Consider the following 25,860-nt stretch of genomic DNA (forward strand, 5'->3'; position numbering starts at 1 on the left):
GCGAGGCCGATCAGAATGAAGATCAGCGCGCGAAAAACGGAAACGAGCCGGTCAATCATTGATGGACTCCTGTCATAGCGGCACCAACCGCTGCAAGGTCGTAAGGTGGTCGGAATTCGGCAACGATACGCCCGGACAACATGACGATTACGCGGTCAGAAATGTCGAAGATTTCATCGAGATCAGACGAGATGAACATCAATCCACAACCGCGCGCCCGTGCTTTGCGCATCGAATCCCAAACAAAGGAAGTCGCACCAATGTCCAGGCCACGGGTTGGCTGTGCTGCGAGTATGAGTCGCGCGTCCTGATCCATTTCGCGAGACAGAATGACCTTCTGTGCATTGCCACCGGATAGCGAGCCAGCGCGCTGTCCTACTTCTGAATAGCGCACGTCCCATTCTTTGAGAGCTGCATCGCATTGTTTACGGATGGCGGCGGGGCTGATAGTCGATAGCAGCGACTTCTGAAGAAGACTGCGTGCAGCCCAGTTTTCCCAAAGCGAACTGGTCAGGCTCAGGCCTTCTACATTACGCTCGAAAGGAATGATGCGCAGGCCTGCAGCTCTTCGTACAGCAAGAGGTGCGCTGGTCAAATTCTTACTGTCGATAGCAATGTTGCCGTCAGTCACATCAGCCATCGCTGCAATTGCGCGGACCAGCGTTCGCTGTCCATTGCCTTCAACGCCAGCCACACCGATGATCTCACCGGGGTGAATGTTGAGGCTGATCTGATTAAGTGCCGGACCTTCCGGGTCGGGGCGCGTTGAAACATTGGTCATACGCAGAATTGGGTTGAGTGTTGGCGCGCTGCCCTGAGCGTCCACATCCTCATGAGCGTGTGTAGCGATTGTTGTGCCTGTCAGTGCGGCTTTATCGTCTGCATTGAGGCTTTTTTGCAGCAGCAGCACCTATAATCAGCTCGGCCAGCTTATCGGCATTGATCCCTTCACAGGGCAGTGGTCCATCAACAAGCTTTCCACCACGCAGGACTGTAACGGTATCGGCAATCGCCAGAACCTCTCTGATCTTGTGCAGAATAAGGATCACGGTAACGCCGCGTTCTTTAAGACGGCGGACGCGCTCGAAAAGCTTATCTGCACCTTCGGGTGACAGAACCGCAGTCGGCTCATCGAGGATGAGAAGTTTGGCGTCGGAGACGAGGGCGCGCGCGATTTCAACGCCTTGCTGGGTTTCCACCGGCAGGTCGCGGATACGCTGCTTGGCTTTTACTTTTACATCAAGTGCGTCGAGATGCGGTTGCCAACGCTTTTCAGACGCGTTTTGAGAAGAGGCCTCCACCTTCCGCACCGAACTGCATGGCCTCGGCAACGGTGAAGGATGGTGGAAGCGCAAAACTCTGATGTACAAGCTCGACGCCCGAACGACGGGCATCCCTGACATTGCCGCCCAGTAATGGGCGGCCATCAATTTTCAGTTCGCCTGATGCTGGACGAACGAGGCCAGCCAGAACTCTGGCGAAGGTCGTTTTTCCGGCGCCGTTCTGACCCACAACGGCGTGGATCTTGCCACGTTCGAAAACGGCTCCGACATCGGAGAGCGCAACGATGGAACCGTATCGCACGGTCACATCGTGGCATTCAAATATGGGGGGGCTGGCCTTGTTCATAGCAGCATGATCCAGTCGGAAATCAGAGCGTTGTGTTGAACGGAACTTTCAGTGATCCGTTAAGGATCGCTGTGCGTGCCGCTGCTATTTCCGGTTCAACTTCTTTTGCCTTGGCCACAAGATCTGCTGGTCCCTGTTCGGCGAAAAGCGGCGACGGGATAAAGTCGATTACGCCGGTTCCAAGACCTGTATGCTCGTGTGTGCCGCCAGCAAAATCGTTGCCGACAGCCTTGCTGACTTCATTATAGAGCGAGTTGCCGAAGTCGAGGCCGACGATCGAAATCACGTTCTTCGGCCCTTGCGGGAACTGGGCAGGATCAAGCACACTTACGAGGCGTCCTTCGCCTTCTTTCGCTGCAGCAATAATGCCGAAATCGGTTGCTGCAGCGTCCGTCTGAATGAAGTCGATGCCGCTTGAATACATCTGCGTCGCAATTTCCTGGCCCTTTGCCGGGTCCTGGAATGAGCCTGCAAAAGCAACTGCAACTGACGCATCGGGACGCACAGACAAGGCGCCAGCCTTGAATGCATTATAATCGGCATTGATTGGTGGAATGGACACGCCGCCGATGAAGCCAAGCTTGCCGGATTTGCTTAAGCGCGCTGCAAAAAATTCCCGATAGATAGCAGCCGAGATAATAGTCATACGAAACTGTTACGACATTCGGAAATCGCTGGCTCAAAAGGATCGGCGAAGAGCTGGACCCATTTCGTATTTGGATAGGAAGGGGCCAGGGCCTTGAAGGGTTCTGCAACTTCGTTGAACGTTGAAACAATTACGGAAGCGCCCGCATCGCCCAGGGTGCGGAAGATGGTTTCGTAGGTTGCCGGGTCCTGCGCATAGACAGCGCGTGACTGAAAGCCGTGTTCGTCGGCAAGTTGCTTGAGCTTGGCGATCATGGAGTCCACAGCACTCGCATCACCTGCAGCCTGCGTATGCACAAGCGCGACGAGACCGCCTGCGGCATAGGACGCTGCGGTCAGCAGGCCATTGGTCATGCTGAAAGCGGCCAGGCCGGCCGTCGTCTTCAGAAAGCTTCTGCGGTCGACGGAACGGCGCAGCAGATTGATTTGATTTGAATCTTTGTTCGTCATGTTCCCATTTCCTTGCTCTGGAAGTTCGGTATCCGAATTTTTATTGGGGCGGCTCATGCGCCGCCCTTGGACTTACGGATGCACTGTTGCATCCGGCTGCTTTATGCGCCCGGCGAAAATGATGCCGGGTTCATAATCATCACGTCCTGAGTCTGGATTGCATCGAGCGCCCAGACACCGGAGATAAATGTTTGCCATTCGGGATCAGCATACATGGCGGTACGCCGCGCTTCGCGATCTGCGAGACTGTCATAGCGCCACATCAGAACAGTCCGGTGCAGATGCCCGATTTCACTGACATAGAGCCCTAGAAACGTATTGAGGAGCCGTTTCTGGATCGGCAGACCTTCGGTTTCATATTTCTTGAGCCAGCCGTCGACCGTGCCGGGCTTGAAGGTATAAGTGCGATGCTCGACGATCATTAAGAGGCCTCCTTGAGAATGAATTCAGCGGCGCGCTCCCCGATCATGATCGCCGGAGCATTTGTGTTGCCGCTGGAAATGATTGGCATGATTGAAGCGTCCGCAACGCGCAGGCCTTGAATGCCGTGAACTTTCAGCTGAGCGTCGACAACAGCCATCGGATCGTTGCCCATCTTGCATGTGCCAACCGGATGGAAGGTCGTCATTGCGTTGGCGCGCAGCCATTTGGTCAGTTCTGCATCAGTTTCGACCGCTGGGCCGGGCGCAAGTTCCTTGCCACGATATTTGTCGAAAGCTTTCTGCTTGATGACATCCCGCGTCATGCGGATGGCGTTGATCATGGTGCGAATGTCAAACTCGGTTTGCAGATAGTTGGCTTTGATGCGGGGGCGGTCCATCGGATCGCTTGAACGCAATTTGATTTCGCCACGGCTTTCCGGATTGACCGGACCAACACGTAGAGAGAAACCATGATTGGCTTCCACACGTTCTTTCTTGAACGGATTAGGAAAATGCAGGTTGGCAGTCTTTTCAAGCGCAGGCATGAAATGCAGCTGGATATCGGGTGCCGCAAGATCGGCGCGCGACTTGACAAAAGCCCGGCCTCATAAGGGAAGGTCGTGGTGATACCTTCCCAAACAACATGCCCTGAATAACAGACAATGTGAGTTTGTCGGCGCGCAGATCGGAATAGAGCGTGACCGGTTCGCGGCATTCATAGGCCATGACGCAATCAACGTGGTCCTGAAGGTTCTTGCCCACACCGGGCAGGTCCTGCACGACCTCGATGTTGTGTTCGGCGAGTTCGTCGGCAGCGCCAATGCCAGAAAGCATGAGGATTTGCGGGGGAGTTGACCACGCCTGCCGACAGGATCACTTCACGATCAGCGTGGACTTTGGTGACATTGCCTTTTCGGCTGTACTCGACGCCGACGGCGCGACCATTTTCGATCAACACGCGTCTTGTATGGGCGCGGGTGATGATCGTCAGGTTAGGCCGCTTTTTTTTGCCGGACGCAGGAAAGCATAGGCTGCAGAGCAGCGCTTGCCTTTAGTGATGGTAAAGTCATACCGGCCGAAGCCTTCCTGTTCTCCACCGTTGAAATCGTCGTTCAATGGATAACCGGCTTGTTCACCAGCTTCGTTGAAAACGTCGAGCAAACCATTCCAGCCGCGTGCACGGCAGACGGTCAATTCGCCTTTAGTGCTGTGAAAGTCATCCTTGCGCTGCACATGGGTTTCAGAACGCAGGAATGCTGGGAGCACCTCATCATACGACCAGCCTGTTGCACCCATTTGCGCCCAGCGATCATAGTCGTGACGGTTTCCGCGTACATAGATCATGCCGTTAATGGTGGAGGTGCCGCCAAGCACTTTTCCACGCGGCCAGTAAAGCGAGCGATCATTGAGATGGGGTTCAGGCTCTGTGTGATAGTGCCAGTTGTAGATGCCCGAATGAAACAGCTTGCCCATCAACATGGGGAGCCGGAACAACGGGTTGAGGTCCTGTCCTCCAGCCTCCAGCAAAAGCACCTTGTTGGCCGGATCGGCGGAAAGGCGATTGGCGAGAACACAGCCAGCCGAACCGGCACCGATGATGATGTAATCGAATGTCTTCGTTGCGGCCATGTTACCAAGCGATGGGCTGAGCACCCATCTCCTCCAGAAAATCGTTGCAAAGAATGAATGGATTAGGGCGGGAGAGCACTTCGTCAGCGCGCGCCGGATGATCGCGCAGAACGCAGCGCAGATTTCCGCCAACGGTTTCGTCAATGCCTGCCAGTGCGAGGGCCTGCGCAGCCGCGTCGCCAAACCCAGAAACACCAGCGGCTTTCCACGCGCTGCAAGAGTACGCAGTGTTTCTATGATCAAAGGCTGCCAGAGAACGAGATGCCCCTGTGATTGATGAGGGTCAATATCGACCTTGAAGCGCGTAAGTGTGAGTGAAGCATTGAGGAGCAGGGCACCTTCAGAAATCCATCGGTCGGCAATTTTGGAAGGGTGTTCCAGCTCGACCGCACTGCTTTCAATTGCGGTCAAAGTCTTTGGCCAATCGTCAAAACTCCGCGCATAAGACATGTCGCCTGTACGCGCTGCAACGATTTGCTGTGTGTAAGCGCGAATGCTTTTGGAGAACATTTTGTTGAGTTCGTTCCAACCCGCAAGGTTTCCTGCTTCAAAAGCGCGTCCGGTTGCAAAGCCCGGCTCGGGATAGGGATCCTGACCAAGAACAACGCAAGTCACGTCGTCTGGAGAAATTCCGTCGAAAGCGCGTAAGCAATGGGTTCCAGCAGGCATTCCCGGAAAATGTTTTCCACGACGAACGGGAAAATCGGTTCCCAGACTTCGAGTTCCAGTTCGGAAGCGATTCCATCAAAATCGAGAGCAACATGTCCGAGCAGAGCGCGCCATGGTTCAGGCAGATCGGTGGACCAATCTGACAGAAACTCCTCCATTGCAACCCGTAGCAGCATAGCCATTCGCACCCTCCCCAAGGTGGCGGTCATCAGGTCATTTTCAGGAACCTGACCATTTTGTCAGCTTTTTATGAAAAGAAGTTGACCATATTGTCAACTTCTTTTTTATTAGTGCTTCGATTCCAAAGGTCTCATACAGTTGTATTGATAGGCCTGTGGATGATTGCGCATTACTGACCGGGGCGGTAAGCCCGGGAAAAAATATTTAAAAATAATGGGATAACCAATGGTAGAGCAAAGCAGATCGGTTGAAGTGGAGCCTGCAAATCAGGTGGCTTCTGATGAGCCGATCCGAGCGCGAAACGTTCTCAAGATACTCACAGCCGCTGTTGAGATTTTTTCTCGCAAGGGTCTTGATGGCGCGCGTATCGTTGAAATTGCGAAGGCTTCAGGACTGCCGAAGGGCAACGTCTATTATTATTTCTCGTCCAAAGAAGAGATTTACAACGCAGCGATCGACCAGCTGATTCACAGCTGGGATGATGCGTTCAGGCATATATCAGCTGACCGTGAGCCGGCGGAGGCGATTGAAGCCTATGTTCGTGCAAAGCTTAATCATGCATGGGAAAATGCAGCCGAAACGCGCCTTTTTGCCAATGAGATTTTGCAGGGTGCGGAGCATCTATCTATGGATGCACGCGAACATATGCGGCGCGTTACGTCAGAAAAAGCGGGTGTGATCGATGCGTGGGCGGCTCAAGGCAAAATTGTGCCTGTGGATGCTCGGCATTTGTTCATTCTGCTTTGGTCGGCAACACAATTTTATGTCGAGTTTGAAGCTCTGGCTTGCGATGCGCTTGATGTCAGTGAGCTGAAAGAAGCCGACTATGCGAATGCAGCAAAAACAATAGCCGGGACGATCCTGCGTGGGCTCTTAGTGGCGTAGAGTGTACTTGGCGCTGATATCGACTGCGCCAAGTGGTTGCATTTTCATCGGTGGATTTAATGCTTTTGCTGGCTGAGTGTATCGCGTAGTTTCAGCATATCTGCACAAACTTCTTCCAGATCGGCCACATCAAAACCATTCGCGTAGCGGAAGCCATGTCGTGTAAGGGCGGCTTTCAGAGCGCCCGTATATTCTGCACGACCATCCTTGATGATTAGCCCTTTCTCCTCTTCAAAGGATGAGTTCCAGTCAATTGCTTCCTGTTGGCTGACACTTTCCGGCAGGTTCAGCTGCAAGATTCTGTTTTCCAGTTTAACTGGGTAGCCACCCGGTAAACCATTTGGTCCCGGGACATGACCTGTCCATGACTTATTGGCCGCATAAGCAGCGATCAGGGTGACACCGCTTGCACCGGAAATTTCGATCGCCGGTTCTGTAGTTAGTTTCACGGCTTCAAATTCCTTGAAGATGTCAGCGATTTCCTTGCCGTCGATGAACACACGGCAAGGGCGGGTGCCGACGCGTTCAGAAGCGTGTTTGCGCCATGCAGCAAGGTTCTGATAATGTGCGATGACCTGAACGCGCTTCTGATCGGTGATGCCTTTTGCTCCAGCGAAAACGTTGGAGAGAATGGCAACATTGCCCGTGCCGCTCAGAACTTTATAGCCCATCGCAGTGATCATGCCGTTCACAACGTCTGGAAAGCCACAATTGATGAGTGCCGTTGCTGGCGAAAATGTGCTTATTGATCGCGCCATTCTGCTTGAGATGAGTGCTTGAAACACCGCAGTAGCGGAAAGGCCACCTTCAGCTACGAGGGCCGTCCACTGATTGCCTGTATCCGAAATGACGCTGGAAGTTTGTATCGATGCGCCCTGCACAGCGATGGTTGGTTTTGTGTCTGCAATCAGCTGATCAGTTGCGCCTTCCTTCACCAGATCGATTTCATAGGTGTCGAAGGTGATCGGCTTGCTGAACATGGATGCGCGTGCGTTGCATGCCGTTTTCAGCCAGCTGAGACGATCACGATTGCGGCCAGCAATCACCACATGCAGCGCCTCTTCAGATGTTGCGGCAAGGTCAAGCGCGATGCGTCCGGAAAAGGCCCCGGTACCGGAAATAAGAATGTCAGTCTTCGCTTTTTCGACTGAAGTCATGGGCTTGTTCCTCCTTCTTATTGATTGAGCCGGTCCCAACAACCATCAGTGGCTTTGGGTAGCTTGTGTTTCATGATGCGCTGGCTTGGCGTGCGTTCAAATGCATCGACGAAAGCGATGTAACGCGGCAGCTGATAGTGAGTGAGGCGGCTTTTCAGCCAGTCGCTCAGGACGCTGGCATCGGGTACGGTGCCAATTTTGGGTTGCACGAAAGCGATGTCTTGCTCGCCAATCTCGGCGGCAACTCCGATCATTGCGCAATCTTCCACATCAGGATGGTCTGCGGCGACATGCTCAACTTCCCAGGCAGAAACATTTTCGCCCTTGCAGCGCACGCTGTCCGTCATGCGACCGTGAAAGAAGAGGTTGCCGTCTTCGTCCCGAGACCCCAGATCGCCTGTGAAGAAACCGTCGGCGCGCAAAGCCTTGGCCGTGGCTTCCGGGTTGCGATAGTAGCCGGGAAAATAGCACCTTCGATTGAGGTGGTTACGACGATTTCACCTTTCCCCTCTGTAACGGGAGCACCATGTTCATCGACGAGTTTGACGGTGAACCATGGAACCGTTCGCCCACTGAGCCAACAATGCCGCTATCATTGAAGGTGGTGAGACTGGAGGCTTCGGTCATGCCGTAGCATTCGCGAATTTGAATGCCGAAACGCTCTTCAAAAGCCCGCCAGACTTCCGTTGCACATCCGCCTCCCCATGCAATGCGCACATTGTGATCATGATCTTTTCCGACGGTGGTTGCTTCAAGAATCTGAATGATGCCGCCGAGATGGTGGATATGGGTTGAGCCCGCCTGTCGCAGTTCATCCCAGAAACGGCTGGCACTGAATCGGTCAGAGATGGTGAGGGTGACGTTGCGTACAAGAGGCAGGAGCAAGACTTGAGCACCGCCAATGTGGAAGAATGGCTCCCACATATAAAAGTCGTCGTGGTCTTTGGCGTCCGAGCAAACTGCGACTGCTTCTGCTGCGAGACGTAGCATCCGGTGCGTCACCAGAACGCCTTTTGCTGGGCCGGTAGTACCGGATGTATACATGATTGCGGCAATATCATCAGCAGTGGGGAGCGCTGCTTCAAACTACACACCTGCTTCATATGCTGGCATTGCCGGGTTGTCGATTTCGAGAATGGCGGGCAATTGTGCTGCGCCGCAATCGGCAATGACCGAGCAATATTCGCTGTCAGCAACAATCAGTGCCGGTTGGCTATGGCTTATTATATAGTCCAGCCCTGAGCCTTTGAGTGCGGTGTTAACAGGAATCCATGTCGCGCCGGAACGCGTAACGGCGTAAATGACTGCCAGCGCTGCCGGGCTGTTGCGCATCATGACTGCAACGCGATCTTTTGGGCCTATGCCGTTTTCGCGCAGCTTTTTGGCGATTATTGCAGATGCGTTTTCCAGCCTTGCAAGGCTGATATCGCCTGTGGGGTGCCGGGCAAACAGGTTATCAGGTGTGTTTGCAGCCTTTTCCAGTAATAGATCGATGAATGTATGGGAGGTCGGCATGGTCTTTAAACCTGTAAATTTGGATTAGCCTGTCTCACATTGCTGGCCTGTCAATCAGGCCAGCAATCGGGAGGAAATGGTGAGTGTTTGGTTGGAAGCTTGCCGGGATCAGCTCCGCTTCAGTTTGTCTGCCAGAAGCAAGACAACTGTGACGATGGTCAGAACCACAACGGAAACGGCAGCCAGTGTCGGATTAAGCTGCAGGATCATATCGTCCCACATCTGTTTCGGCAGCGTTGATTTCAGTCCACCACTTACGAAGATCGCAATGGTCAGTTCGTCAAAGGATGTGACGAAGGCGAACAGAAATGCAGAGACGATGCCGCCGCTGATCAGTGGGACGGTGATAAGCCGCAATGTCTGGAAACGACCGGCACCCAAAGACAAAGCCGCCTGATCGAGCCGCCAGTCATAACTCTTCAATACTGCTGCAATCGCAACGAAAGTGAAGGGAATTGACAGAACCGTGTGGCCAATCACCAGACCTGTGTTGGTTGCGACTAGGCCAATCTGTGCAAACAGATAGAACAGGCCCACGGCGATCACGATGCGCGGAACGATCATCGGTGCCAGCATGAAAGCGAAGATCAGTCCACTCCAGCGTGAGCGGGAACGTGCAACCGCAAGCGCTGCAAATCCACCGATAAGCGTTGCGAGAATGGCTGTAACGAAGGCGACGCCGAATGATCGTACAGTGGCGGACGTCCAGATTGGAGAGTTGAAATAGGTCTCAAACCAGCGAAGGCTGTAGCCCGGAGGTGGAAACTCCAGGAAGTTGGAACTGGTGAATGCAATTGGTATCACAAGCAATGTAGGTGCAATGAGAAACACCAACACTGCTGTTACATAGGCCGGAAGAACACGCAGGCGCGATGGCAGATGATCGCTGAAAATTGCTGTTACGCTTGCAAGCTTTTCGAGAAACACGAGGCCCCAACGGCGCAGGATACTGTCTGAAGTCGCATCACGGGTGCCCGCACCCGATGAGAGTGAAGACAGGCCGAAGAGGTGATTGTAAATCCAGCAGGCAAGCATGGCCGTAACCAGCAGCATGGTGGCAAGCACTCCAGCAAAGGCCCAATTTACCAGTTCCTGCACCTGCACGATGATTAGTTGAGCCAACATTGTTTGCTGACGTCCGCCGAGGAAAGCCGGAACAATAAAGAAGCCGAGCGAGGTGATGAAGGTGAGCAATCCACCCGCAGCCATTCCGGGAATGGACAGAGGGAAATAGACCATCCAGAACCGGTGCGAGTTTCCGGCACCAAGAGTGCCAGCCGCCTGACCGAGCCTGCGGTCGATGCCTGCCATAACTGGCATCATAGTGAGCACAGCCAGCGGCATCATCGCATGGACCATGCCCACGATTACGCCGAACTCATTATACATCAATGGCAATGGCCCGTTGATCAGCCCGGCACCGCTCAACAGCCGGTTCAAAATGCCATCATTGCCCAGCAGCAGCATCCAGGAAAACGTCTTGACGAGATAGCTGGTCCAGAAGGGAACGAGCACCAGCAGAAGCATCTGGTTTCGACGGTTTTCCTTCAGACCCGAGAGCCAATAGGCGAGCGGATATCCCAACAGCAGAGAAAACAGGGCTGTCAGCGCGGCAATGCGAAATGTGATGCTGAGAATGCGCCAATACACTTCCGTGTCAATCAGGCGTGCATAGTGAACAGTTGTCAGGGTTCCACTGGTGTCCTGAACGCTCAGTGCGAGAAGACGGAACACCGGCACGAGAAAGAAGATGCACAGAAAAGCGATTGCCGGAAGTGCCAGCCACAAAGGTCCGAATTTGAATGGGCCTGATTTCATAAAGGCCGGCAGGCGAGACGTGTTTGTTGCTGTATTCATGCCACCAACACCGCTTGCTGATTGTGCCAGTGATAGGTGATCGGATCACCCGCAGATGGCATCGTGCTTACACCATCATGAAGGACGATGATTGTCTCGCCGTCCTTCAGCGTGACAAGAAGGCGCGTATCGGAACCAACATAGATGACTTCGGAAACAATTCCGGTGATGTTGCTGACATCCGTGCTGTCGCTCCGGCCCTGTTTCATCTGCTCAGGGCGCAGAACAATGTGCGCATCGCTGCCTACTGGAAGCTTGTGCTTGTTGTGAACGGGGAACTGACCATGTTGAGTATCAACAAGGGCGTGATCGCCGGAGACTCCAGTGATTTTACCACCAAGAATATTGGACATGCCGATAAACTTTGCCGCAAACACGGTGGACGGTTCACTATAAATCTGGCGGGGTGTGCCTAGCTGTTCGATCTTGGCATGGTTCATCAGGCAGATGCGGTCGGACAGAACCAGCGCTTCTTCCTGATCATGCGTTACATAGATGACCGTTGTGCCAAACTCGCGATGCAGACGCTTGATTTCAAACTGCATATGTTCGCGCAGATTTTTGTCCAATGCGCCAAGCGGTTCATCCATCAGAATAATCTGCGGGCGGTAAACGAAGCATCGGGCGAGAGCCACGCGCTGCTGCTGCCCACCAGAAAGCTCGCGCGGAAAGCGCGAGGCGAATTTTTCGAGCTGCACTTTAGCGAGTGTTTCCGAAACGCGCGCACTTACTTCTTTCGATTCCGTGCCGCGCATTTTCAGCGGAAAGGCGATATTCTCGCTGACCGTCATATGCGGGAACAGAGCATAATGCTGAAACACCAAACCCATGTCGCGCTTGTTCACAGCTGTACGGGTATAGTTTTTCCCATCAACCCACAGTTCGCCATGGGTCGGCTCGACCAAACCGGAAATCATCTGCAAAAGCGTCGTTTTTCCTGAACCGGAAGGACCAAGAAGGGTGACGAATTCGCCGGTATTGACGGTCAGGTTGCTGGGCTCAAGAGCTGTGACGCTGCCATACTCTTTGCCAAGTCCCTGAATCAGCATCTTCGGGTTTTCTTGTGGCGTTTCTGCATTCATGTGGGAACCCTGATACGCTGATAGCAGCGCAAATTAGTGTAATGGTCGTCGGGGAGGATGCAGACAAACACTTTGCGGGCTGCTTCCAAATGTGGCGTGAAAGCAGCGCATTGTGTTTGTCTGGAAGCTTGTGCAGGTGTTCTTAGAACAGTAGCCAGCTATTGAACCGCTCAGTCATTTCGGCGCGGTTCGCACTCCACCAGTCTTCATCTGCAAGGCGCATTTTGCTGATGTTTTGTGGGGCGGTCGGCAGAATTTTCGCCCGCTCAGCCGGGATGAAGTCATAAGCTTTCTTATTCGTCGGACCGTAGGCGAGTTCTTCAGTAAACAGGGCCTGCTGTTCTGCGCGGGAACAGAACTTGATGAACTCGCGTGCCTGATCGGCGCGCGGATTGCCTTTTGGAATGGCCCATCCTTCGATCGAGTAAAGCCCCTGATCCCAGTGAATTTCTGCTGGTACATTGCCATCGATCGCCGATTGCAGACGGGCATTCCATCCGCTGATCATCGAAACTTCACCGCTTTGCAATAGCTGTGTCGATTGCGCGCCGCCTGTCCACCAGACTGAGATATGATCCTTGATCTTGTCGAGACTGGCAAAAGCGCGGTCCACGTCCAGCGGATAAAGCTCTGCGAGCGGAACGCCATCAGCAAGCAATGCTTGCTCCAGTGTATCGATTGGGTTTTTGCGCAAGGAACGGCGGCCAGGGAATTTTTCGACATTCCAGTAGTCGGTCCAGCTTTGCGGAATATTGTCTTTCAACAGGTCCGTGCGGGTTGCAAAGATGTGGCAATAAATCGTTATGCCGAGGAAGTCGTCAAAGACGGCTTCCGGCATGATATCCGGCACCTGTTCTTTGGTGATGCCTGTCGGTTCCAGCAGCCCTGACTCGGAGAGGATCTTACGTGCTGAAAGTGTCAGCGTGCTCAAATCCCAAATGTAGCTCTGCGTTTCAACGATGGACTTGAACTGTGCTGTTGGCTCTGCTTCGCGAGCGACATTGACAATCTTGATGCCGGTATCTTTTTCAAACGGATCGTAAAACGCCTTGCGGAAAGCGCTGTTAAACGGGCCACCTGGATCAGCCAGTGTCAGCGTTGTCTGAGCATAAGCAGGGCGTAGAATAGCGGGCGTTGCAAGTGCTGCTGTCGCGCCTGCAAGCAAGCTGCGGCGGGTCAGCGTAAATGGCGATTTCATAGTCATGATGCTCCCTTTATTATTCTTTCAAAACAGGTTTGGTGTTTTGAGTAGGTTCCCCCTGCCTAAGCAGTTTTGATGATGATCGGTGTGCCGATCTTATGTGTGGGATAGGGTTTTTCCCCATCCCGCGATGCTTACTCACATTGTGAATTAGGACGCCTTGCGGGCCTGACGGGCCGCAAAAAAATGCTTCCATCATGCGGGCAGGTTCGCCTGTTGCGTAAGCTTCACGCTGAATGCGAACGCCAGCTGAAAGCGCATCCTGCAAGCCCGGTTCAGTCATTTCATAGAAACGCTGGCGGTTAAGGCGCATTGCTACCGGCGGTTTGGCTGCAAGTTCCTCGCCCAAAGCCTGTGCCGCAGCATGGACCTGATCCTGCGGGACGATGGTGTTGATGAGGCCGATATGATGCGCCTCGTCTGAATCAAGCAGGCGTCCGGTGAGAACCAGATCGACCGTGCGGGCAAAGCCGATCATTTCACGCATGATCCACGAGCCAGTGGTCGTTGGAATACCGGAATTGATTTCCGGCTGTCCGATCGAACACCTGCATGAGCAATGCGGATATCGCAAAGAAGAGCGACCTGAAATGCCGAACCTGCCGCAACACCATTGAGTGCTGCGATGATCGGCTGGATAGGGTTCTGATCCGTGTGTAGAGCTTTTCCCACTCGCCGATCCAGACTTCGGCACGATCAGCATCGAATGTCTTGGTTTCGTTCAGATCCTGGCCAGCACCGAAAGCGCGGTCTCCAGCCCCGGTCAGAATTACGGCTTTCACCGCCGTATTTTCTTCTGCAGCCTGAAAAGCTTCGATCAGCTGATTACGCATCGCAGCGTTCCACGCATTCATCACTTCTGGTCGGTTCAACGTGATCGTCATAACCGAATTTTTTAGTGAGGTGAGGATGAACTCAGACATCTATGTGTTCCCATCGACTATTGTAATGCAATAATTGTTATTGTATTTTGAATTTTGTAATTGCAGTTTGTCAAGGCTGTTTTAGTAATTTATGGAAAAGGCATGACGAAGCGGGAGCGATGCTCGACCGTTTCAAGGCGAGTTTGTTTGTGTATAGATAGGCGGAAATTTGCTCTTAGGTCAGGGCGTGGCAATGAAAGAACCAGTGGATTTGACAAAAGAAAAGCAACCGAAATCGCCGGAAGATTCAGCAGATTTGAGCGGCGAAAACTCTGGTCGTGGCGACGCGCTTATGGTGCGGTCTGTGGAAAAGGCTTTTCGCGTTCTGGGCGCCTTCAACTCAGATCAGTCGACGTTGAGCCTCTCCCAGATTGTTAGCCTGACCGACCTCGATATGAGTGCGGCGCAACGTTTTACGCATACGCTGATGAAGCTAGGATTCCTCGCGAAAGACCCAGTCACGCGCCAGTTCGAGTTGACGGCAAAGACGCTGGATTTGGGCTTTCACTATGTTCGGGCAAACAAACTGATTGATCGGGCGATGCCCTATTTGCAGCATCTGAGCAAGGAAACTGAAGAGACGATCAATCTTACAGTGCCCGATGGCACCGAGATTGTATTCGTTTCGCGTTTTCTGAGCCGTCATGTGCTCAATACTGATGTTATCATCGGCACGCGAATGCCTGCCTATTGCACAGCTCCGGATTGGCGATGCTCTCGCTTGCCTGAAGACGAAGCGCAGGCGATTCTCGATCAGACCCATTTCCGTAGCTTCAACGCCAATACGATCATCGATCCGAAAGCTATCATGGATGATATTCGTCGCTTTCGCGAAGATGGTTATGCCACGGCTTTCGAGCAGGTTTATCACGGCGATGGTTCGATTGCTTCGGCGATTACCGGACCGAACGGGCGGCCCATTGCTGCAATCAACATTGCTGCATCTCTTGCACGCTATTCGCGCGAGGATATCGTCTCGCGTTTCAGTCCCTACGTAATTGCAGCCTCAGGACGATCTCCAAAGCCTGAGGCCACCGCGCGCCGATACTGTCGTCACAACAGACGATATCCCACTCTGTCGCAGTTTTTAAAAACACCGTTGACAGAATTGTTGCCATGCGAAATGTTTGTATAAAAATAACAAATATTGCATTGCAATAGTTAATGGGAAGTCTGATGAACGCCACGCCTCCAAAAGGGCAGCTTGTTGCCGCGGTCGCGCCGAAGGGCAGGCCCCTGACTTTTACTTTTGACGGAGTTGAATTTCAGGGATTTGAGGGGCAGTCGGTTCTTGCGGCACTTCTGCAGAGCGGCCATGTGCTGCGCTATTCGGAATTCGACGGAATGCCGCGCGCGGGATTCTGCCTTATGGCTGCATGTCAGGATTGCTGGGTCTGGACATCCGAGGGCAAACGTCTGCGTTCATGCTCAACCCTATTACATCAGAACATGAGCTTGCTGAGCCGCTTTGATGCCTGGGGCCGGTCATGATCCGTCCTCTCATCATCGGATCGGGTCCTGCTGGTATCAGCGCGGCCCAAACCCTTGTCGATAATTCGAAGCTGATTGAACAACTGACCGGGCAGGTCGTGAAGCCTGTTATGCTCACGGAAGCAGCGTTTCCCGGCGGGCAGGGGCTGCGTCGGCTCAATCCGCAGATGGGTTTTGAGCCTCGAAAATTATACAAAAATGAAGAAGCGAAGTATCGGAACTTCCATGGAAATGCCGACGCGCTGATCGACCAGATTGATTACCGTCCGTTTACGACCGTCTGGTCACTTTATGAAGGTACAGCCTTCATAGAAAGTGCGGGAGAAGTGGATGAGCTACCTTATTCGCACGTCATTATCGCGACTGGTGCAACGGATAAAATCATGCCGGTGAAAGGCTGGACCCTGCCGGGTGTTTATTCGCTTGGAGGATCACAGGTTGCCTTAAAGGATCAGGGCAGTTTTATTGGTCGAAAAGTGGTGTTTGCAGGCAGCTCGCCGCTGCTCCTGTTGGCGGCTTTGCAATACCATCGGCTGGGCGCAAAAAACATTGTGGTACTGGATACGACACCGTTTCGCGCGAAACTGAGTGCCTTGCCAGGGCTGCGACACAGTCTCAAAACGGCGTGGCAAGGTGCGCGCTATATGACTGAGCTGAAGAGCGCGGGAATTCCAATTCACAGTGGCGTCGCACTCGAAGAGGTTCGAGGTAAAACTCACGTTGAAAGCCTTGTCTTCCGTGATCGGAAAGGACGCATTCAGACGCTGGATTGTGATGCAGTTGCTCTGGGATATGGGCTCCGTGCCGAGACCCAGCTTGCGGAGCTTGCCGGTTGCCGATTTGAATTTGATAGTGATTTTCGTCAGTGGCTACCAGTGACTGATACGGATGGTCGCGGCGCCAAAGGCATTTACCTGGCAGGCGATGGTGCTTCGATCGGTGGAGCCGATTGCGCAATTCAGAGCGGAAAGCTGGCAGCCCTTGCGATGCATGAAGACATTGCCACCGAGGCAAGCGTGATGATGCCGCAAGCTGAAAGGGCGGGATTGCAGATAGAAAACGGCAGACCCGAGGTGCCGTTCATCAGTACCGAGCATTTCAGCGCAATCTCGCCAGGATATTTCGCTGGCCCGTCGATAATGTGTCTTCAATCAGCGACGATACTATTGTTTGTCGCTGCGAAGGCGTTTCAGCTGGCGAAATCAGGCAGAGCATAGCCAAAGAAGTCGGTCCTGTTGAAGTGAATCGTGTGAAGGCAATTACCCGCTGTGGCATGGGGCGTTGTCAGGGACGCTTCTGCGGTCTGGCACTCGCGGAAATTACATCGCAGGCAAGTGGTCGTTCGATTGAGGATGTCGGTCGGCTGCGTGCGCAGGCACCGGTCAAGCCACTGAATGTTGGCGCTGCGCGGGTCGTTTCATCATGACATCGACAAGAGAAACACAAACGCTTGTCATTGGCGGTGGTTTGAATGGGGCATCACAGCCCTTTTCTGGCGCGGGCCGGACATCGTGTGACGGTTCTCGAACAGGGATATGTTGGCGCACAGTCGAGTGGCGCCAATTTCGGCAATCTGCGTTTGCAAGGGCGAGATGTCCGGCAATATCCCCTGTCCATGCGTTCGCAGGAATTATGGGAGCAACTCGATCAGCTCATCGGTGATACATGCGAATATGATCGTTCCGGACATATCTATCTTGCCTGTAATGATGATGAAGTGGCCAAGCTTGAAGCTTATGCAAAAACTTCACGTCAGTTTGGTCTGCAGATCGAGGATTTGGATGGCGCAGAGATACGCAGACGTTATCCTTATCTGAGTGACAAGATCGTAGCGGGAACTTATTCAGCCCGCGATGCGACAGCTAATCCTCGCCTTGCTACGCCAGCAGTTATGCGCGCTGCGACGGCACATGGAGCGGAGCTCATTGAAAGCTGTGAAGTCTTAAGCGCTACGACAGTGCATAATGGTTTTGTTGTTGAAACACGGTCGCATGGCACATTTAAATCAGATCAGCTTGTCAATGCCGCCGGTGCGTGGGGTGGAGCATTTGCGCAGCAATTTGGTGAGGAAACACCGCTTTTTTCTGCCGGGCCTCCGCAATTTGTAACCGAGCCTTTGCCTTACTTTATCCGCCCCTCCGTGCAAGCGGTGGCGGGTAATGTAATCTTCCGCCAAATCCCGCGCGGCAATGTCATTGTAGCGGGCTATCCGCGCAGCGACCTCAAAACCAACGTACTGTGGTGCCCCGCTGAAAACCATAGCAGGAATGCGGAGCCTTGCCGAAGTTGCACCTGTGCTGGGTGATGCGCAGGTCATTCGGGTATGGTCAGGGATGGAGGGGTATCTGCCAGACATGATCCCGATCATTGGCCCAAGCACTACAACGCAAGGGCTGTTTCATGCCTTTGGCTGTTGTGGGCATGGGTTCCAGATTGCGCCGGGTGTGGGTGCAGTTCTGGCTGAGATGATCCTGCATGGAAGCTCAAAGACGCCCGTTGAAGATTTCTCTATTCATCGCTTTCGTGATGCAGTTGTAGCTCACGATAAAATCAAAAAAGAGTTCGATTGACATGCTGTATTGCGCCGATAGCAGAGTTCTCTCGTATCGGCGCATCGCAATTGCGATCGCTCAGGAAAGTGCCAGAAGCGCGTCGGCTGCGTCACCATCTATGATGAGGCCGTTGATAATGCCGCTTTTTAACAGCGCTTTTGCTGCGGCTGCTTTTTCCTGACCAGCGATAAGCAATACAACTTGAACTTTCTGCAACTCTTCAAAACCCAACGCTATGGTGCGCTGGTTCATTTCGTGATCGACCTGACGGCCTTCCTTGTCAAAGAAGATGCCGTTGGTGTCACCAATCGCACCGGCAGCGCGCAGGCTCTCGAGTTCTGATTTGCTCAACATGTTCTGACGGCGCAACAATGAATCTTCGGTGAGTTCACCTGCGCTGATGAAGCACACAGACACGGTGCGCGCGATTTCCATCGCGCGTGCGACCGAGCGTTGGGAGATCAGCACTTTTCGATCTTCCGCAGAATCGGCGATGAACGGAACAGGCAGGAAAAAGCCCTGCCCACCCGTACGACGGGCCAACATGTGCACAACCTCAAAGGGATTATAGGCGGAGTTTGCCGTCAAAGATCCCATGACTGAAATGAACCGGGCTTGCGGCGCACGTACACCTGCAAGTTGCAATGTCATCTGCTCAATGGTTCGCCCCCAGCCTGTACCTACTGTGGCTTCCTGATTGTCAGCCAGGAAATTTTTGAGGTAAGTTGCAGCGGCCACACCAACGGCTCTGAACGAAACCTGCTTGCGGATTTCCGATGCTGTATCGTCAGCCGTATCGAAGCCAAACGGCGGCGTTGAAACACAAAAATTCAACCCAAATCGCCGCATCAGCTCGTTTTCGACGGGCAATGTGCCTGCATTCTGATGATCGATTGAAATGCTGACGAGGCCACTTTCACGGGCTTCACCGAGGATTTTGTTCACGCGTGCACGCGTCAATCCCAGTCTGGAGGCAGTCGCCTCCTGGTTGAACCCGCCAACATAGTAGAGCCAGGCCACGCGCACCATCAAGCCGTCTTCAGATTCACTCATTGGTCCCTCGCTCAAATAGTAGCCTCTAAATTACAAATGTATTTCTATTTGACATTTGTAATTTGTCGACGCTAATATCAATTATTCCGACGGACAAGAGCGCGAAAGCGCGACCAGATCAATGGAATGCGGGGCTGAAGTAATAGCGGAATGAGGACGTCTTTCTCTGGAGGAGCAGAGTCTGACGACCGCGTTGCGACAGTTTCGTAGGAGCAGCGGTGGGTTAACGCGAAGCACGCGTAGCTATCGCTGAAAGCGTCTGGGACGGATGTTGCATCAAACTTGATGTCATCACCGACCCCCGGTGCTGAAGTTTAACAATTTGAAGCCAGACAGTGGAGCCAACCACGTCGCTGGGAGAATAAAATGGGATCGGGATTTTTCAAGAAATCTGTCGCTGTCGCAGCTTTGGCAGTGCTGATGGGCACTGCGAGCGCGTCAGCCACGAATGTGCCTGGGTTCATTCCAATGCTGCGCAGTCTGAACAGCGTGCGAAGGCGGGCTTTGATGCATGGCTCAAGGAAACCGCCAAGGACTGGAAGATCAGTGTTCTTGACAGCGGCGGCTCTGGCGAGCGCACGGCTTCAATATTCAGGATGCTGCGTCGCGTGGCGTGGATGCGATTATCGTCAGCATGTCGGACCTGCGGGCATCGCGTGCGGCTATTGATGCTGCTGTTGCCGCTAAAATCCCGGTTTTTGCAATCGATAGCGGTCAGGTAGATGGTGTGCTTGTCGATGTGACAACCAACAACTGGGCCATGTCCGCCTCAGTGTCTCCTTATCTGCTCAACGAAATGGGCGGAAAAGGCAACCTTATTTTCCTGCGTATGGCGGAGCATCACGGCACCCGCAAACGCGGTGACGTCATGGCGACCGTGCTGAAGGAATATCCTGAAGTGAAGGTCATTGCCGAACACAATATCGACTATACGGCCTTCTTCGAAGATACCACCAGCACCATGCAGGACTATGCTTCGCGCTTTGGTGAAGAGATCAACGCCGTATGGGCGCCATGGGATGAACCGGCACAGGCGGCTATCAATGCGCTCAACGCTGCTGGCCTGAAGAACGTGAAAGTCATCGGTATTGACGGCCATCCGCAGGCCATCGAGGAAGTCTGCAAGCCAGACAGCCTGATGATCGCAACAGTTTCTCAGCCCTTTGAAAAATGGGCGCGCAGACTGGCGAATGGATCGAGCATTGTGGTCAAGAAGGAAGATGCCGCAACCGTCATTCCTTCCAAGACCGTTTATCTCGATGCGCCGCTGGTAACAAAGCAGAACTGCAAGGATTTCCTCCCGAAGAAATAGGCACCCATGCCTGCAACTGGCCGGGGCGTGTTCGTTCCGCGTTCCGGCCTCTTTTTCGTAAACTTGCAATTTAATCCACGGGAGCTCTTCGATGGCCGTGAGCCTTTCGCAGATCGTCATGTCCTATCCCGGCACGCTGGCCCTTGATCAGGTCAGCGCTGAATTCCGGTTTGATGAGGTGCATGGCCTGATCGGAGAAAATGGCGCCGGGAAGACCACGTTGGTCAGCATCCTTGGCGGCAGCAAAAGCCCGACTTCTGGCAATATCACCATAGACGGAACAGAGGTGAAGCTGAGCAGTGCCGGTGACGCTCTGCGCAAGGGGATTGCCCACGTCTCTCAGGAAGGCAGCCTTGTTCCCGGCTTGACTGCTGCACAGAACATTCTGCTTGGCGATGAGCCGCGAATGGGGCTTGGTGTCATCGACAAGAAAAAACTTGTCGCCCGCGCGGAAGAGCTTCTCAATCGCTGGTTTCCGCAAGTTTCCATCGACCTCAATGAGCAGGTCGACATGCTGCCGATGGCAGATCAGAAAATCATCGAAATTATCCGCGCTCTGCGCGGCAATGTGCGGCTGCTTATTCTCGATGAACCGACGGCAACATTACCCGCTCGCGAAAAAGAGAGCCTTTGGGAAATCATCAAAACCTTGCCACAACAAGGCGTTGGCATCGTTCTCATCAGCCACTTCTTGTCCGAAATTAAAGCGCTGAGCGATCGTATTACCGTTCTGCGGGATGGCCGACATATTGTGACGCTTCAGGCTGAAGATTCGAGCGAAGCGCAATTGATCGACCTGATGCTTCAGCGTTCTGGCGGCAAGGATGCGGCCGAACAGGATGTTCCGCACACGCGCAATCTCGGGTCTGTGGTTCTGGAGGTCAGCGAAGGCCGGCGGCGTTAACGCCGATCATTTCGTCATCCGCGCGGGCGAGATCGTCGGACTTATCGGTCTGACGGGGGCCGGGCATTTTGGTTTCGCCCGGTCACTCTATGCTGCAAGCGGCGTGATTTCTGGGACGTGTCGCTTTCAAGGCGAGGTAGTCAGCAAAGTCGATGCCCGAACCATGCAGAAGAAGGGAGTGGCGCTTGTCCCTGACCATCGCATGGAGAACTCTCATCGGTGATTGGGACGTGCGCGAAAATCTTGCAATGGTGCATCCATCGCATGCGACTTTTGGTGGCACAGGCATATTGTCCATGCGCCGCGAAGCAAGTGAAGCCGACCGCACAATGCAGCTTATGAACGTCAAGGCGCATTCACGCAGCCAGTTCGTGAAAGATCTGAGTGGCGGCAACAAGCAGAAAGTCTCGATTGGTAAATGGCTTTATGGTGCTGACGATCATTATCGCCTGATGATCTTCATCGAGCCCACAGAAGGTGTCGATATCGGTGCCAAGCGTGAAATCCATGCGCAGATGCGCAGGCTCGCTGAAAAGGGCGTCGCTATCCTCGTTACATCGTCTGATCTTCTGGAAATCGCAGACGTGGCAGACCGCGTCATCCCCTTCGTGAATGGCGGCCCCGGGCCTCAGATTGAGCGCGGCACATTTTCGAAGCGAAATTTATTGCCGCAATGGCAGGAGTTACCCCATGAATGCCCGATCTTCAGCGGTTTCACCGCAATCATCCCGCCATGCCCAGAGCTTCGGTAAAAAGCTTAAAGGCGAATGGCTGCTCAAATACAGTACGCTCTTCGTGCTGTTTCTTTTGTTTGGATTTTCGCTGACTGTTGACCGCTTTCTGACTGCAAACAATCTTCTCAATATCATCCAGCAGATTTCCATGCTGACGATTGTTGGAGCCGGACTGACTTTTGGCTTTGCGGCGCGTGAAATGGACTTATCGGTCGGCTACATGGTCGGCATGGCAGGTATTCTGGTGCCCCTCATGCTGGTTGCGGGGTTTCCTTTACCCGTGGCTTTGCTTGCGGGTCTTGCTGCCGGTCTGGTGGTGGGGTCCATCAATGCAATTCTGGTCACATTTGTCGGCGTGCCCTCGCTGATTGCGACACTGGCCATAGGCTCTATCCTTTACGGCATCAACTTTCTGATGACCGGTGGGCGGGCAATCTATGGTGGTCTTCCGGCGAATTATCTCTGGCTCGGTCAGGGCCAGCTGTTCGGAATTCCGGTGCTCGCTTATGCCATGGTGATCGTCGTTCTCTTTGCCTGGTTCCTGATGGAACGCACCGTGTTCGGTCGATACATCTATGCCGTGGGCGGTAATCTCAAAGCCGCAGAGCTTTCCGGCGTGAATGGTCGCTTCTATCGCGCTGCCGCTCTTGTTGTCTGCTCGATTTTGCAGCGGTAGCGGGTGCGCTTCTTGCAGCGCCTTGGCTCAGGGCAGCCAAATGCGGGCGAACGCTATCTGCTTGACGGACTTGCCACGGTGTTCATCGGCATGACGATGTTCCGTCCAGGCACAGCCACGATTGCGGGCACATTCTTCGGCGCACTCTTTATCGGTGTCATCAATAACGGCCTCAACCTTATCGGCATGGACACATACATCCAGAGCATCGTGAAGGGCCTTATCATTCTCGTAGCGGTCGCGGTCGTTTCGCGTACCACCAAACTGAAGCTCCTTTGAGCACACGTGAGGCATTGAACTAAACATCATGAAACAAATGCAACAGACAAGTCTGTCGGAGGCGCACGTGCAAAATCCGAGTAACTCTAATCTTCTCGAACTCTACCGGACGATGCGGCGCATCCGCACCTTTGAAGAACGCGTGGGCGAATTGTTCGTGCGCGGTCAGACGGCAGGTTCGATGCTCCATCTCTCGATTGGCGAAGAGGCAGCTGCTGCCGGTGTTTGCGCGGCAATGCAACCACAGGACACGTTCACGACGCATCATCGCGGCCATGGTATCTTTCTGGCGCGCGGCGCTGATCCCAAGCAGATGATGGCTGAAATCGGCGGTAAGGAAACCGGCTATTGCCACGGCAAGGGTGGCTCCATGCATATAGCCGATATGGCGCTTGGGCATCTTGGTGCCAATGCGATTGTCGGCGGCATTCCTTCGGTCGTTGGCGCGGGTCTTTCCAGCAAATATCTCAAGAAGAACTCCGTTTCGCTCGCATTTTTCGGCGACGGCGCAATGCAGCAGGGTATTCTTTACGAGAGCATGAATATGGCGGCTCTCTGGGGTCTGCCAGTGGTGTTTGTCTGCATCAACAATCAGTATGGCATGGGAACGCGCGTCGATCAGGCAACGGCCAATACGGCATTTGATCAGCGTGCCCATGCATTCGGCCTTAATGGTGCGATTGTCGATGGTATCGATGTGGAAGAAGTGAAAGCCACGGCGCAAGGTCTGATTGACGATGCCCGCCTTGGCAAACCTGGCTTCCTGTCCGTCACCTGCTATCGCTTCTTGGCCACGCCCGCATGGACAAGAGCCCGTATCGTGCGGAAGCGGAAGAGGCCGAAGGTCGCAAGAAAGACCCGTGAAATTTACACGCGACCGGCTGGTTTCCGAAGGTTTGGCCGAGGAAACAGCACTGAACGCGATGGACAGCATCACTGCCGAAATGGACGCGACTATTGATTTCACAGTCGAGTCCAAGGCGCCGCCACTCACGTCAATGTTCAAGGATGTCTATGCGGTGGGAGAACCAGAGCCGGAGCCCGTCCGCACCCGTATCGACCGCGTACTTTCCAGGGATGAAGCATAATGGTTGCCATGACTTACCGCGATGCGCTGCGTAAAGCGCTGGATGATGCCATGGCTGAAGACAACACCATTGTCGTCATTGGCGAAGAAGTGGGCCGCTATGGCGGCGCTTATGGCGTGACGAAAGACCTGATCGGTAAATATGGCGCTGATCGACTTATCGACACACAATTTCCGAGCCTGCGATTATCGGTGCCGCTGTTGGGGCTGCGATGACCGGTCTACGCCCTGTTGCAGAGCTGATGTATATCGATTTTCTTGGCATGACGATGGACCAGCTTGCCAATCAGGCTGCCAAAATCCGCTATATGTTCGGTGGACAGATTGGTGTGCCGATGGTGCTTCGCACGCAGGGCGGCACCGGTCGTTCGGCGGGTGCACAGCATTCGCAAAGCCTTGAAGCATGGATCATGCACGCCTGGCTTGCGGCTTGCCATGCCTGCTACAGTCCAGATGCTTATCATTTGTTGCGCCAAAGCCTGACGAAGCCGGATCCGGTCGTCTTTATCGAGCACAAGGCGCTCTATACCCGCAAGGAAGAAGTCGATCTGGATGCGGAACCGCTTGAGTGGGGTAAGGCCGCAGTACGCCGTACGGGCAAGGATCTGGTTATCGTGACCTATTCGCGCCAGCTTCACTATGCGCTGGAAGCTGCCGACAAGCTATCTGCCAAGGGTATTGAAGCGACGGTCATTGATCTTCGCACGCTCAACCCGTTTGATTTTGACACTGTACGCGAACATGTCGAGCGCGTCGGCAAAGCCATGGTTGTTTCCGAAGGCGTGATGACAGCCGGCGTTGCAGCCGAACTTTCGGCCCGTATTACAGAAGAATGCTTCGATTATCTTGAACAGCCTGTCGTTCGCGTTGCCGGTGAAGATATTCCGATTTCGGTTTCGCAGGATCTTGAAGCTGGCAGTGTGCCGACAGTGGATCTTATCCGGTCGGTCGCAGAGAGAATGCTGTCATGACAGAACGTATTCTGAAAATGCCGCGTCTCGGCGAGACGATGGAAGAGGGCAAGATTGTCGGCTTCCTCGTCAATCCCGGCGACAGTTTCAAGCGCGGTGATTCAATCATCGAGATTGAGACCGACAAGACGGTTGCCGAGTTTCCCGCACTTGGCGACGGCACGCTCAATGAATGGATCGGATCGATTGGGGATCATGTCGTTGTCGGTGCGCCGCTGGCGCGCATCGAGATCGGCTCTGGTCCCGACTGGACCGAAGAGGCTGGCGAAAGCGCGGCCTCCTCGGTGGAACCGGCTGCGTCGCACCCGCGCCCGCAGCCGGCTCACATAACATGTCGTGACCGATCTCAATATGCCCCGCCTTGGTGAGACGATGGAAGAGGGCCGCATCGTCCGCTGGTTGAAAGCTATGGGCGATAGTTTCGAGCGTGGCGAAGCCGTTCTTGAAATTGAAACCGACAAGACGGTTGCAGAATTTCCGGCGCTGGTCAGTGGTAAGCTCGGGTGAAATCCTGCGCCATGAAGGAAAACATGGTAACTGTTGGCGATGCATTGCTC

The 25,860-nt window shown here is 53.8% G+C and carries 38 protein-coding genes and 1 pseudogene; 18 read left to right on the top strand and 21 right to left on the bottom strand.

Going from position 1 to position 25,860, the window contains the following annotated elements:
• Nucleotides 1-55: 55 nt before the first annotated feature.
• The 11 genes from C9380_RS27595 to C9380_RS27640 form a co-directional block, all read right to left on the bottom strand.
• Nucleotides 56-910 (bottom strand): ATP-binding cassette domain-containing protein, encoded by an 855-nt coding sequence (locus tag C9380_RS27595; RefSeq protein ID WP_252869794.1) that lies wholly within the window; start codon nucleotides 908-910, stop codon nucleotides 56-58.
• The gene (locus C9380_RS27600; protein ID WP_252869795.1) at nucleotides 873-1,301 is read right to left on the bottom strand and encodes an ATP-binding cassette domain-containing protein; all 429 of its coding nucleotides are present in this window, start codon (nucleotides 1,299-1,301) and stop codon (nucleotides 873-875) included. The genes C9380_RS27595 and C9380_RS27600 overlap by 38 nt, the downstream gene beginning before the upstream one ends.
• On the bottom strand, nucleotides 1,273-1,629 hold the full coding sequence (locus C9380_RS27605) for an ATP-binding cassette domain-containing protein (RefSeq protein WP_252869796.1): 357 nt from the start codon (nucleotides 1,627-1,629) through the stop codon (nucleotides 1,273-1,275). Before C9380_RS27605 ends, C9380_RS27600 begins: the two co-directional genes overlap by 29 nt.
• A 22-nt stretch (nucleotides 1,630-1,651) precedes the next feature.
• Complete coding sequence (locus C9380_RS27610; protein WP_252869797.1) at nucleotides 1,652-2,275, bottom strand: BMP family ABC transporter substrate-binding protein; 624 nt, start codon at nucleotides 2,273-2,275, stop codon at nucleotides 1,652-1,654.
• Nucleotides 2,272-2,724: a type 1 periplasmic-binding domain-containing protein gene (locus C9380_RS27615; protein ID WP_252869798.1), complete on the bottom strand. Its 453-nt coding sequence runs from the start codon at nucleotides 2,722-2,724 to the stop codon at nucleotides 2,272-2,274. The genes C9380_RS27610 and C9380_RS27615 overlap by 4 nt, the downstream gene beginning before the upstream one ends.
• A 101-nt stretch (nucleotides 2,725-2,825) precedes the next feature.
• Nucleotides 2,826-3,146, bottom strand: coding sequence for an NIPSNAP family protein (locus C9380_RS20245; RefSeq protein ID WP_128093670.1), 321 nt, complete (start codon nucleotides 3,144-3,146; stop codon nucleotides 2,826-2,828).
• Nucleotides 3,146-3,691, bottom strand: a complete 546-nt coding sequence (locus C9380_RS27620; RefSeq protein WP_252869799.1) for a GMC family oxidoreductase — start codon at nucleotides 3,689-3,691, stop codon at nucleotides 3,146-3,148. Before C9380_RS27620 ends, C9380_RS20245 begins: the two co-directional genes overlap by 1 nt.
• Nucleotides 3,678-3,980 carry a GMC family oxidoreductase N-terminal domain-containing protein gene (locus C9380_RS27625; protein WP_252869800.1) on the bottom strand — a complete coding sequence of 101 codons (303 nt, stop codon included), beginning with the start codon at nucleotides 3,978-3,980 and terminating at the stop codon, nucleotides 3,678-3,680. Before C9380_RS27625 ends, C9380_RS27620 begins: the two co-directional genes overlap by 14 nt.
• A complete protein-coding gene (locus C9380_RS27630; RefSeq protein WP_252869770.1) occupies nucleotides 3,880-4,104 on the bottom strand; it encodes a GMC family oxidoreductase N-terminal domain-containing protein in 225 nt (74 codons plus the stop codon). The genes C9380_RS27625 and C9380_RS27630 overlap by 101 nt, the downstream gene beginning before the upstream one ends.
• Nucleotides 4,105-4,133: 29 nt before the next feature.
• The gene (locus tag C9380_RS27635) at nucleotides 4,134-5,390 is read right to left on the bottom strand and encodes a GMC family oxidoreductase N-terminal domain-containing protein (protein ID WP_252869801.1); all 1,257 of its coding nucleotides are present in this window, start codon (nucleotides 5,388-5,390) and stop codon (nucleotides 4,134-4,136) included.
• Nucleotides 5,387-5,626, bottom strand: coding sequence for a hypothetical protein (locus tag C9380_RS27640; protein ID WP_252869802.1), 240 nt, complete (start codon nucleotides 5,624-5,626; stop codon nucleotides 5,387-5,389). The genes C9380_RS27635 and C9380_RS27640 overlap by 4 nt, the downstream gene beginning before the upstream one ends.
• Nucleotides 5,627-5,849: 223 nt before the next feature.
• Here C9380_RS27640 and C9380_RS20260 point away from each other — a divergent pair, with 223 nt between their 5' ends.
• Nucleotides 5,850-6,509, top strand: coding sequence for a TetR/AcrR family transcriptional regulator (locus tag C9380_RS20260; protein WP_051514772.1), 660 nt, complete (start codon nucleotides 5,850-5,852; stop codon nucleotides 6,507-6,509).
• 56 nt (nucleotides 6,510-6,565) lie between these two features.
• Here C9380_RS20260 and C9380_RS20265 read toward each other — a convergent pair whose 3' ends face one another.
• From C9380_RS20265 to C9380_RS28565, 9 genes are all read right to left on the bottom strand, one after another.
• Nucleotides 6,566-7,666: a hypothetical protein gene (locus C9380_RS20265; protein ID WP_128094417.1), complete on the bottom strand. Its 1,101-nt coding sequence runs from the start codon at nucleotides 7,664-7,666 to the stop codon at nucleotides 6,566-6,568.
• A gap of 17 nt (nucleotides 7,667-7,683) precedes the next feature.
• Entirely contained in the window at nucleotides 7,684-8,088 is a 405-nt protein-coding gene (locus C9380_RS27645) for an AMP-binding enzyme (RefSeq protein WP_252869803.1), read from the bottom strand.
• Nucleotides 8,089-8,152: 64 nt separating this feature from the next.
• A complete protein-coding gene (locus tag C9380_RS28885; RefSeq protein WP_252869804.1) occupies nucleotides 8,153-8,710 on the bottom strand; it encodes an AMP-binding protein in 558 nt (185 codons plus the stop codon).
• Nucleotides 8,711-8,752: 42 nt separating this feature from the next.
• The gene (locus tag C9380_RS28890; protein ID WP_252869805.1) at nucleotides 8,753-9,181 is read right to left on the bottom strand and encodes an AMP-binding protein; all 429 of its coding nucleotides are present in this window, start codon (nucleotides 9,179-9,181) and stop codon (nucleotides 8,753-8,755) included.
• Between the two features lie 108 nt (nucleotides 9,182-9,289).
• Complete coding sequence (locus C9380_RS20275) at nucleotides 9,290-11,038, bottom strand: ABC transporter permease subunit (protein WP_024897997.1); 1,749 nt, start codon at nucleotides 11,036-11,038, stop codon at nucleotides 9,290-9,292.
• The gene (locus C9380_RS20280) at nucleotides 11,035-12,120 is read right to left on the bottom strand and encodes an ABC transporter ATP-binding protein (RefSeq protein WP_128093673.1); all 1,086 of its coding nucleotides are present in this window, start codon (nucleotides 12,118-12,120) and stop codon (nucleotides 11,035-11,037) included. Before C9380_RS20280 ends, C9380_RS20275 begins: the two co-directional genes overlap by 4 nt.
• 142 nt (nucleotides 12,121-12,262) lie before the next feature.
• Nucleotides 12,263-13,324, bottom strand: a complete 1,062-nt coding sequence (locus C9380_RS20285; protein WP_181151612.1) for an ABC transporter substrate-binding protein — start codon at nucleotides 13,322-13,324, stop codon at nucleotides 12,263-12,265.
• Between the two features lie 13 nt (nucleotides 13,325-13,337).
• Nucleotides 13,338-13,895, bottom strand: coding sequence for an enoyl-CoA hydratase/isomerase family protein (locus C9380_RS28560; protein WP_353954647.1), 558 nt, complete (start codon nucleotides 13,893-13,895; stop codon nucleotides 13,338-13,340).
• Entirely contained in the window at nucleotides 13,801-14,244 is a 444-nt protein-coding gene (locus tag C9380_RS28565) for an enoyl-CoA hydratase/isomerase family protein (protein ID WP_353954648.1), read from the bottom strand. Before C9380_RS28565 ends, C9380_RS28560 begins: the two co-directional genes overlap by 95 nt.
• 193 nt (nucleotides 14,245-14,437) lie before the next feature.
• On the opposite strand from C9380_RS28565, the gene C9380_RS20295 reads away from it, so the two are divergent.
• The 6 genes from C9380_RS20295 to C9380_RS20315 are packed head-to-tail and all read left to right on the top strand — an operon-like array spanning nucleotide 14,438 to nucleotide 18,305.
• Nucleotides 14,438-15,379: an IclR family transcriptional regulator gene (locus tag C9380_RS20295; RefSeq protein WP_252869806.1), complete on the top strand. Its 942-nt coding sequence runs from the start codon at nucleotides 14,438-14,440 to the stop codon at nucleotides 15,377-15,379.
• A gap of 41 nt (nucleotides 15,380-15,420) precedes the next feature.
• Nucleotides 15,421-15,735, top strand: a complete 315-nt coding sequence (locus tag C9380_RS20300) for a (2Fe-2S)-binding protein (RefSeq protein ID WP_128093674.1) — start codon at nucleotides 15,421-15,423, stop codon at nucleotides 15,733-15,735.
• Nucleotides 15,732-16,952: an NAD(P)/FAD-dependent oxidoreductase gene (locus tag C9380_RS20305; RefSeq protein WP_217284094.1), complete on the top strand. Its 1,221-nt coding sequence runs from the start codon at nucleotides 15,732-15,734 to the stop codon at nucleotides 16,950-16,952. The genes C9380_RS20300 and C9380_RS20305 overlap by 4 nt, the downstream gene beginning before the upstream one ends.
• A complete protein-coding gene (locus C9380_RS27105; RefSeq protein WP_217284095.1) occupies nucleotides 16,877-17,161 on the top strand; it encodes a (2Fe-2S)-binding protein in 285 nt (94 codons plus the stop codon). Before C9380_RS20305 ends, C9380_RS27105 begins: the two co-directional genes overlap by 76 nt.
• Nucleotides 17,162-17,206: 45 nt before the next feature.
• Complete coding sequence (locus C9380_RS20310; protein WP_128094418.1) at nucleotides 17,207-18,040, top strand: NAD(P)/FAD-dependent oxidoreductase; 834 nt, start codon at nucleotides 17,207-17,209, stop codon at nucleotides 18,038-18,040.
• Nucleotides 18,003-18,305, top strand: a complete 303-nt coding sequence (locus C9380_RS20315) for an NAD(P)/FAD-dependent oxidoreductase (RefSeq protein WP_128094419.1) — start codon at nucleotides 18,003-18,005, stop codon at nucleotides 18,303-18,305. Before C9380_RS20310 ends, C9380_RS20315 begins: the two co-directional genes overlap by 38 nt.
• 60 nt (nucleotides 18,306-18,365) lie before the next feature.
• Here C9380_RS20315 and C9380_RS20320 read toward each other — a convergent pair whose 3' ends face one another.
• Nucleotides 18,366-19,340 carry a sugar-binding transcriptional regulator gene (locus C9380_RS20320; protein ID WP_024897990.1) on the bottom strand — a complete coding sequence of 325 codons (975 nt, stop codon included), beginning with the start codon at nucleotides 19,338-19,340 and terminating at the stop codon, nucleotides 18,366-18,368.
• 613 nt (nucleotides 19,341-19,953) lie between these two features.
• Here C9380_RS20320 and C9380_RS20325 point away from each other — a divergent pair.
• The 11 genes and pseudogenes from C9380_RS20325 (at nucleotide 19,954) to C9380_RS27115 (ending at nucleotide 25,810) form a co-directional block, all read left to right on the top strand.
• Nucleotides 19,954-20,652: a substrate-binding domain-containing protein gene (locus tag C9380_RS20325; protein ID WP_252869807.1), complete on the top strand. Its 699-nt coding sequence runs from the start codon at nucleotides 19,954-19,956 to the stop codon at nucleotides 20,650-20,652.
• A gap of 91 nt (nucleotides 20,653-20,743) precedes the next feature.
• Nucleotides 20,744-21,556: an ATP-binding cassette domain-containing protein gene (locus tag C9380_RS27660; RefSeq protein ID WP_252869808.1), complete on the top strand. Its 813-nt coding sequence runs from the start codon at nucleotides 20,744-20,746 to the stop codon at nucleotides 21,554-21,556.
• A gap of 185 nt (nucleotides 21,557-21,741) precedes the next feature.
• Nucleotides 21,742-22,308, top strand: a complete 567-nt coding sequence (locus C9380_RS27665; protein WP_252869809.1) for a sugar ABC transporter ATP-binding protein — start codon at nucleotides 21,742-21,744, stop codon at nucleotides 22,306-22,308.
• Nucleotides 22,247-22,966, top strand: coding sequence for an ABC transporter permease (locus C9380_RS20335; RefSeq protein ID WP_252869810.1), 720 nt, complete (start codon nucleotides 22,247-22,249; stop codon nucleotides 22,964-22,966). The genes C9380_RS27665 and C9380_RS20335 overlap by 62 nt, the downstream gene beginning before the upstream one ends.
• A 12-nt stretch (nucleotides 22,967-22,978) precedes the next feature.
• Entirely contained in the window at nucleotides 22,979-23,245 is a 267-nt protein-coding gene (locus C9380_RS27670; RefSeq protein ID WP_252869811.1) for an ABC transporter permease, read from the top strand.
• 67 nt (nucleotides 23,246-23,312) lie between these two features.
• Complete coding sequence (locus tag C9380_RS20340) at nucleotides 23,313-24,206, top strand: thiamine pyrophosphate-dependent dehydrogenase E1 component subunit alpha (protein WP_252869812.1); 894 nt, start codon at nucleotides 23,313-23,315, stop codon at nucleotides 24,204-24,206.
• Complete coding sequence (locus tag C9380_RS27675) at nucleotides 24,190-24,333, top strand: hypothetical protein (protein ID WP_252869813.1); 144 nt, start codon at nucleotides 24,190-24,192, stop codon at nucleotides 24,331-24,333. The genes C9380_RS20340 and C9380_RS27675 overlap by 17 nt, the downstream gene beginning before the upstream one ends.
• 50 nt (nucleotides 24,334-24,383) lie before the next feature.
• Nucleotides 24,384-24,802, top strand: a pseudogene (locus tag C9380_RS27680) (alpha-ketoacid dehydrogenase subunit beta); the annotation flags it as partial.
• 144 nt (nucleotides 24,803-24,946) lie between these two features.
• Nucleotides 24,947-25,303 carry a transketolase C-terminal domain-containing protein gene (locus tag C9380_RS27685; protein ID WP_252869820.1) on the top strand — a complete coding sequence of 119 codons (357 nt, stop codon included), beginning with the start codon at nucleotides 24,947-24,949 and terminating at the stop codon, nucleotides 25,301-25,303.
• On the top strand, nucleotides 25,300-25,671 hold the full coding sequence (locus C9380_RS27110) for a biotin/lipoyl-containing protein (RefSeq protein WP_252869814.1): 372 nt from the start codon (nucleotides 25,300-25,302) through the stop codon (nucleotides 25,669-25,671). Before C9380_RS27685 ends, C9380_RS27110 begins: the two co-directional genes overlap by 4 nt.
• A gap of 4 nt (nucleotides 25,672-25,675) precedes the next feature.
• Nucleotides 25,676-25,810 carry a lipoyl domain-containing protein gene (locus tag C9380_RS27115; protein WP_217284096.1) on the top strand — a complete coding sequence of 45 codons (135 nt, stop codon included), beginning with the start codon at nucleotides 25,676-25,678 and terminating at the stop codon, nucleotides 25,808-25,810.
• Nucleotides 25,811-25,860: the final 50 nt, after the last annotated feature.

This window comes from Brucella pituitosa (assembly GCF_003049685.1).
In the GTDB taxonomy this organism is placed as follows: Bacteria; Pseudomonadota; Alphaproteobacteria; order Rhizobiales; family Rhizobiaceae; genus Brucella; species Brucella pituitosa.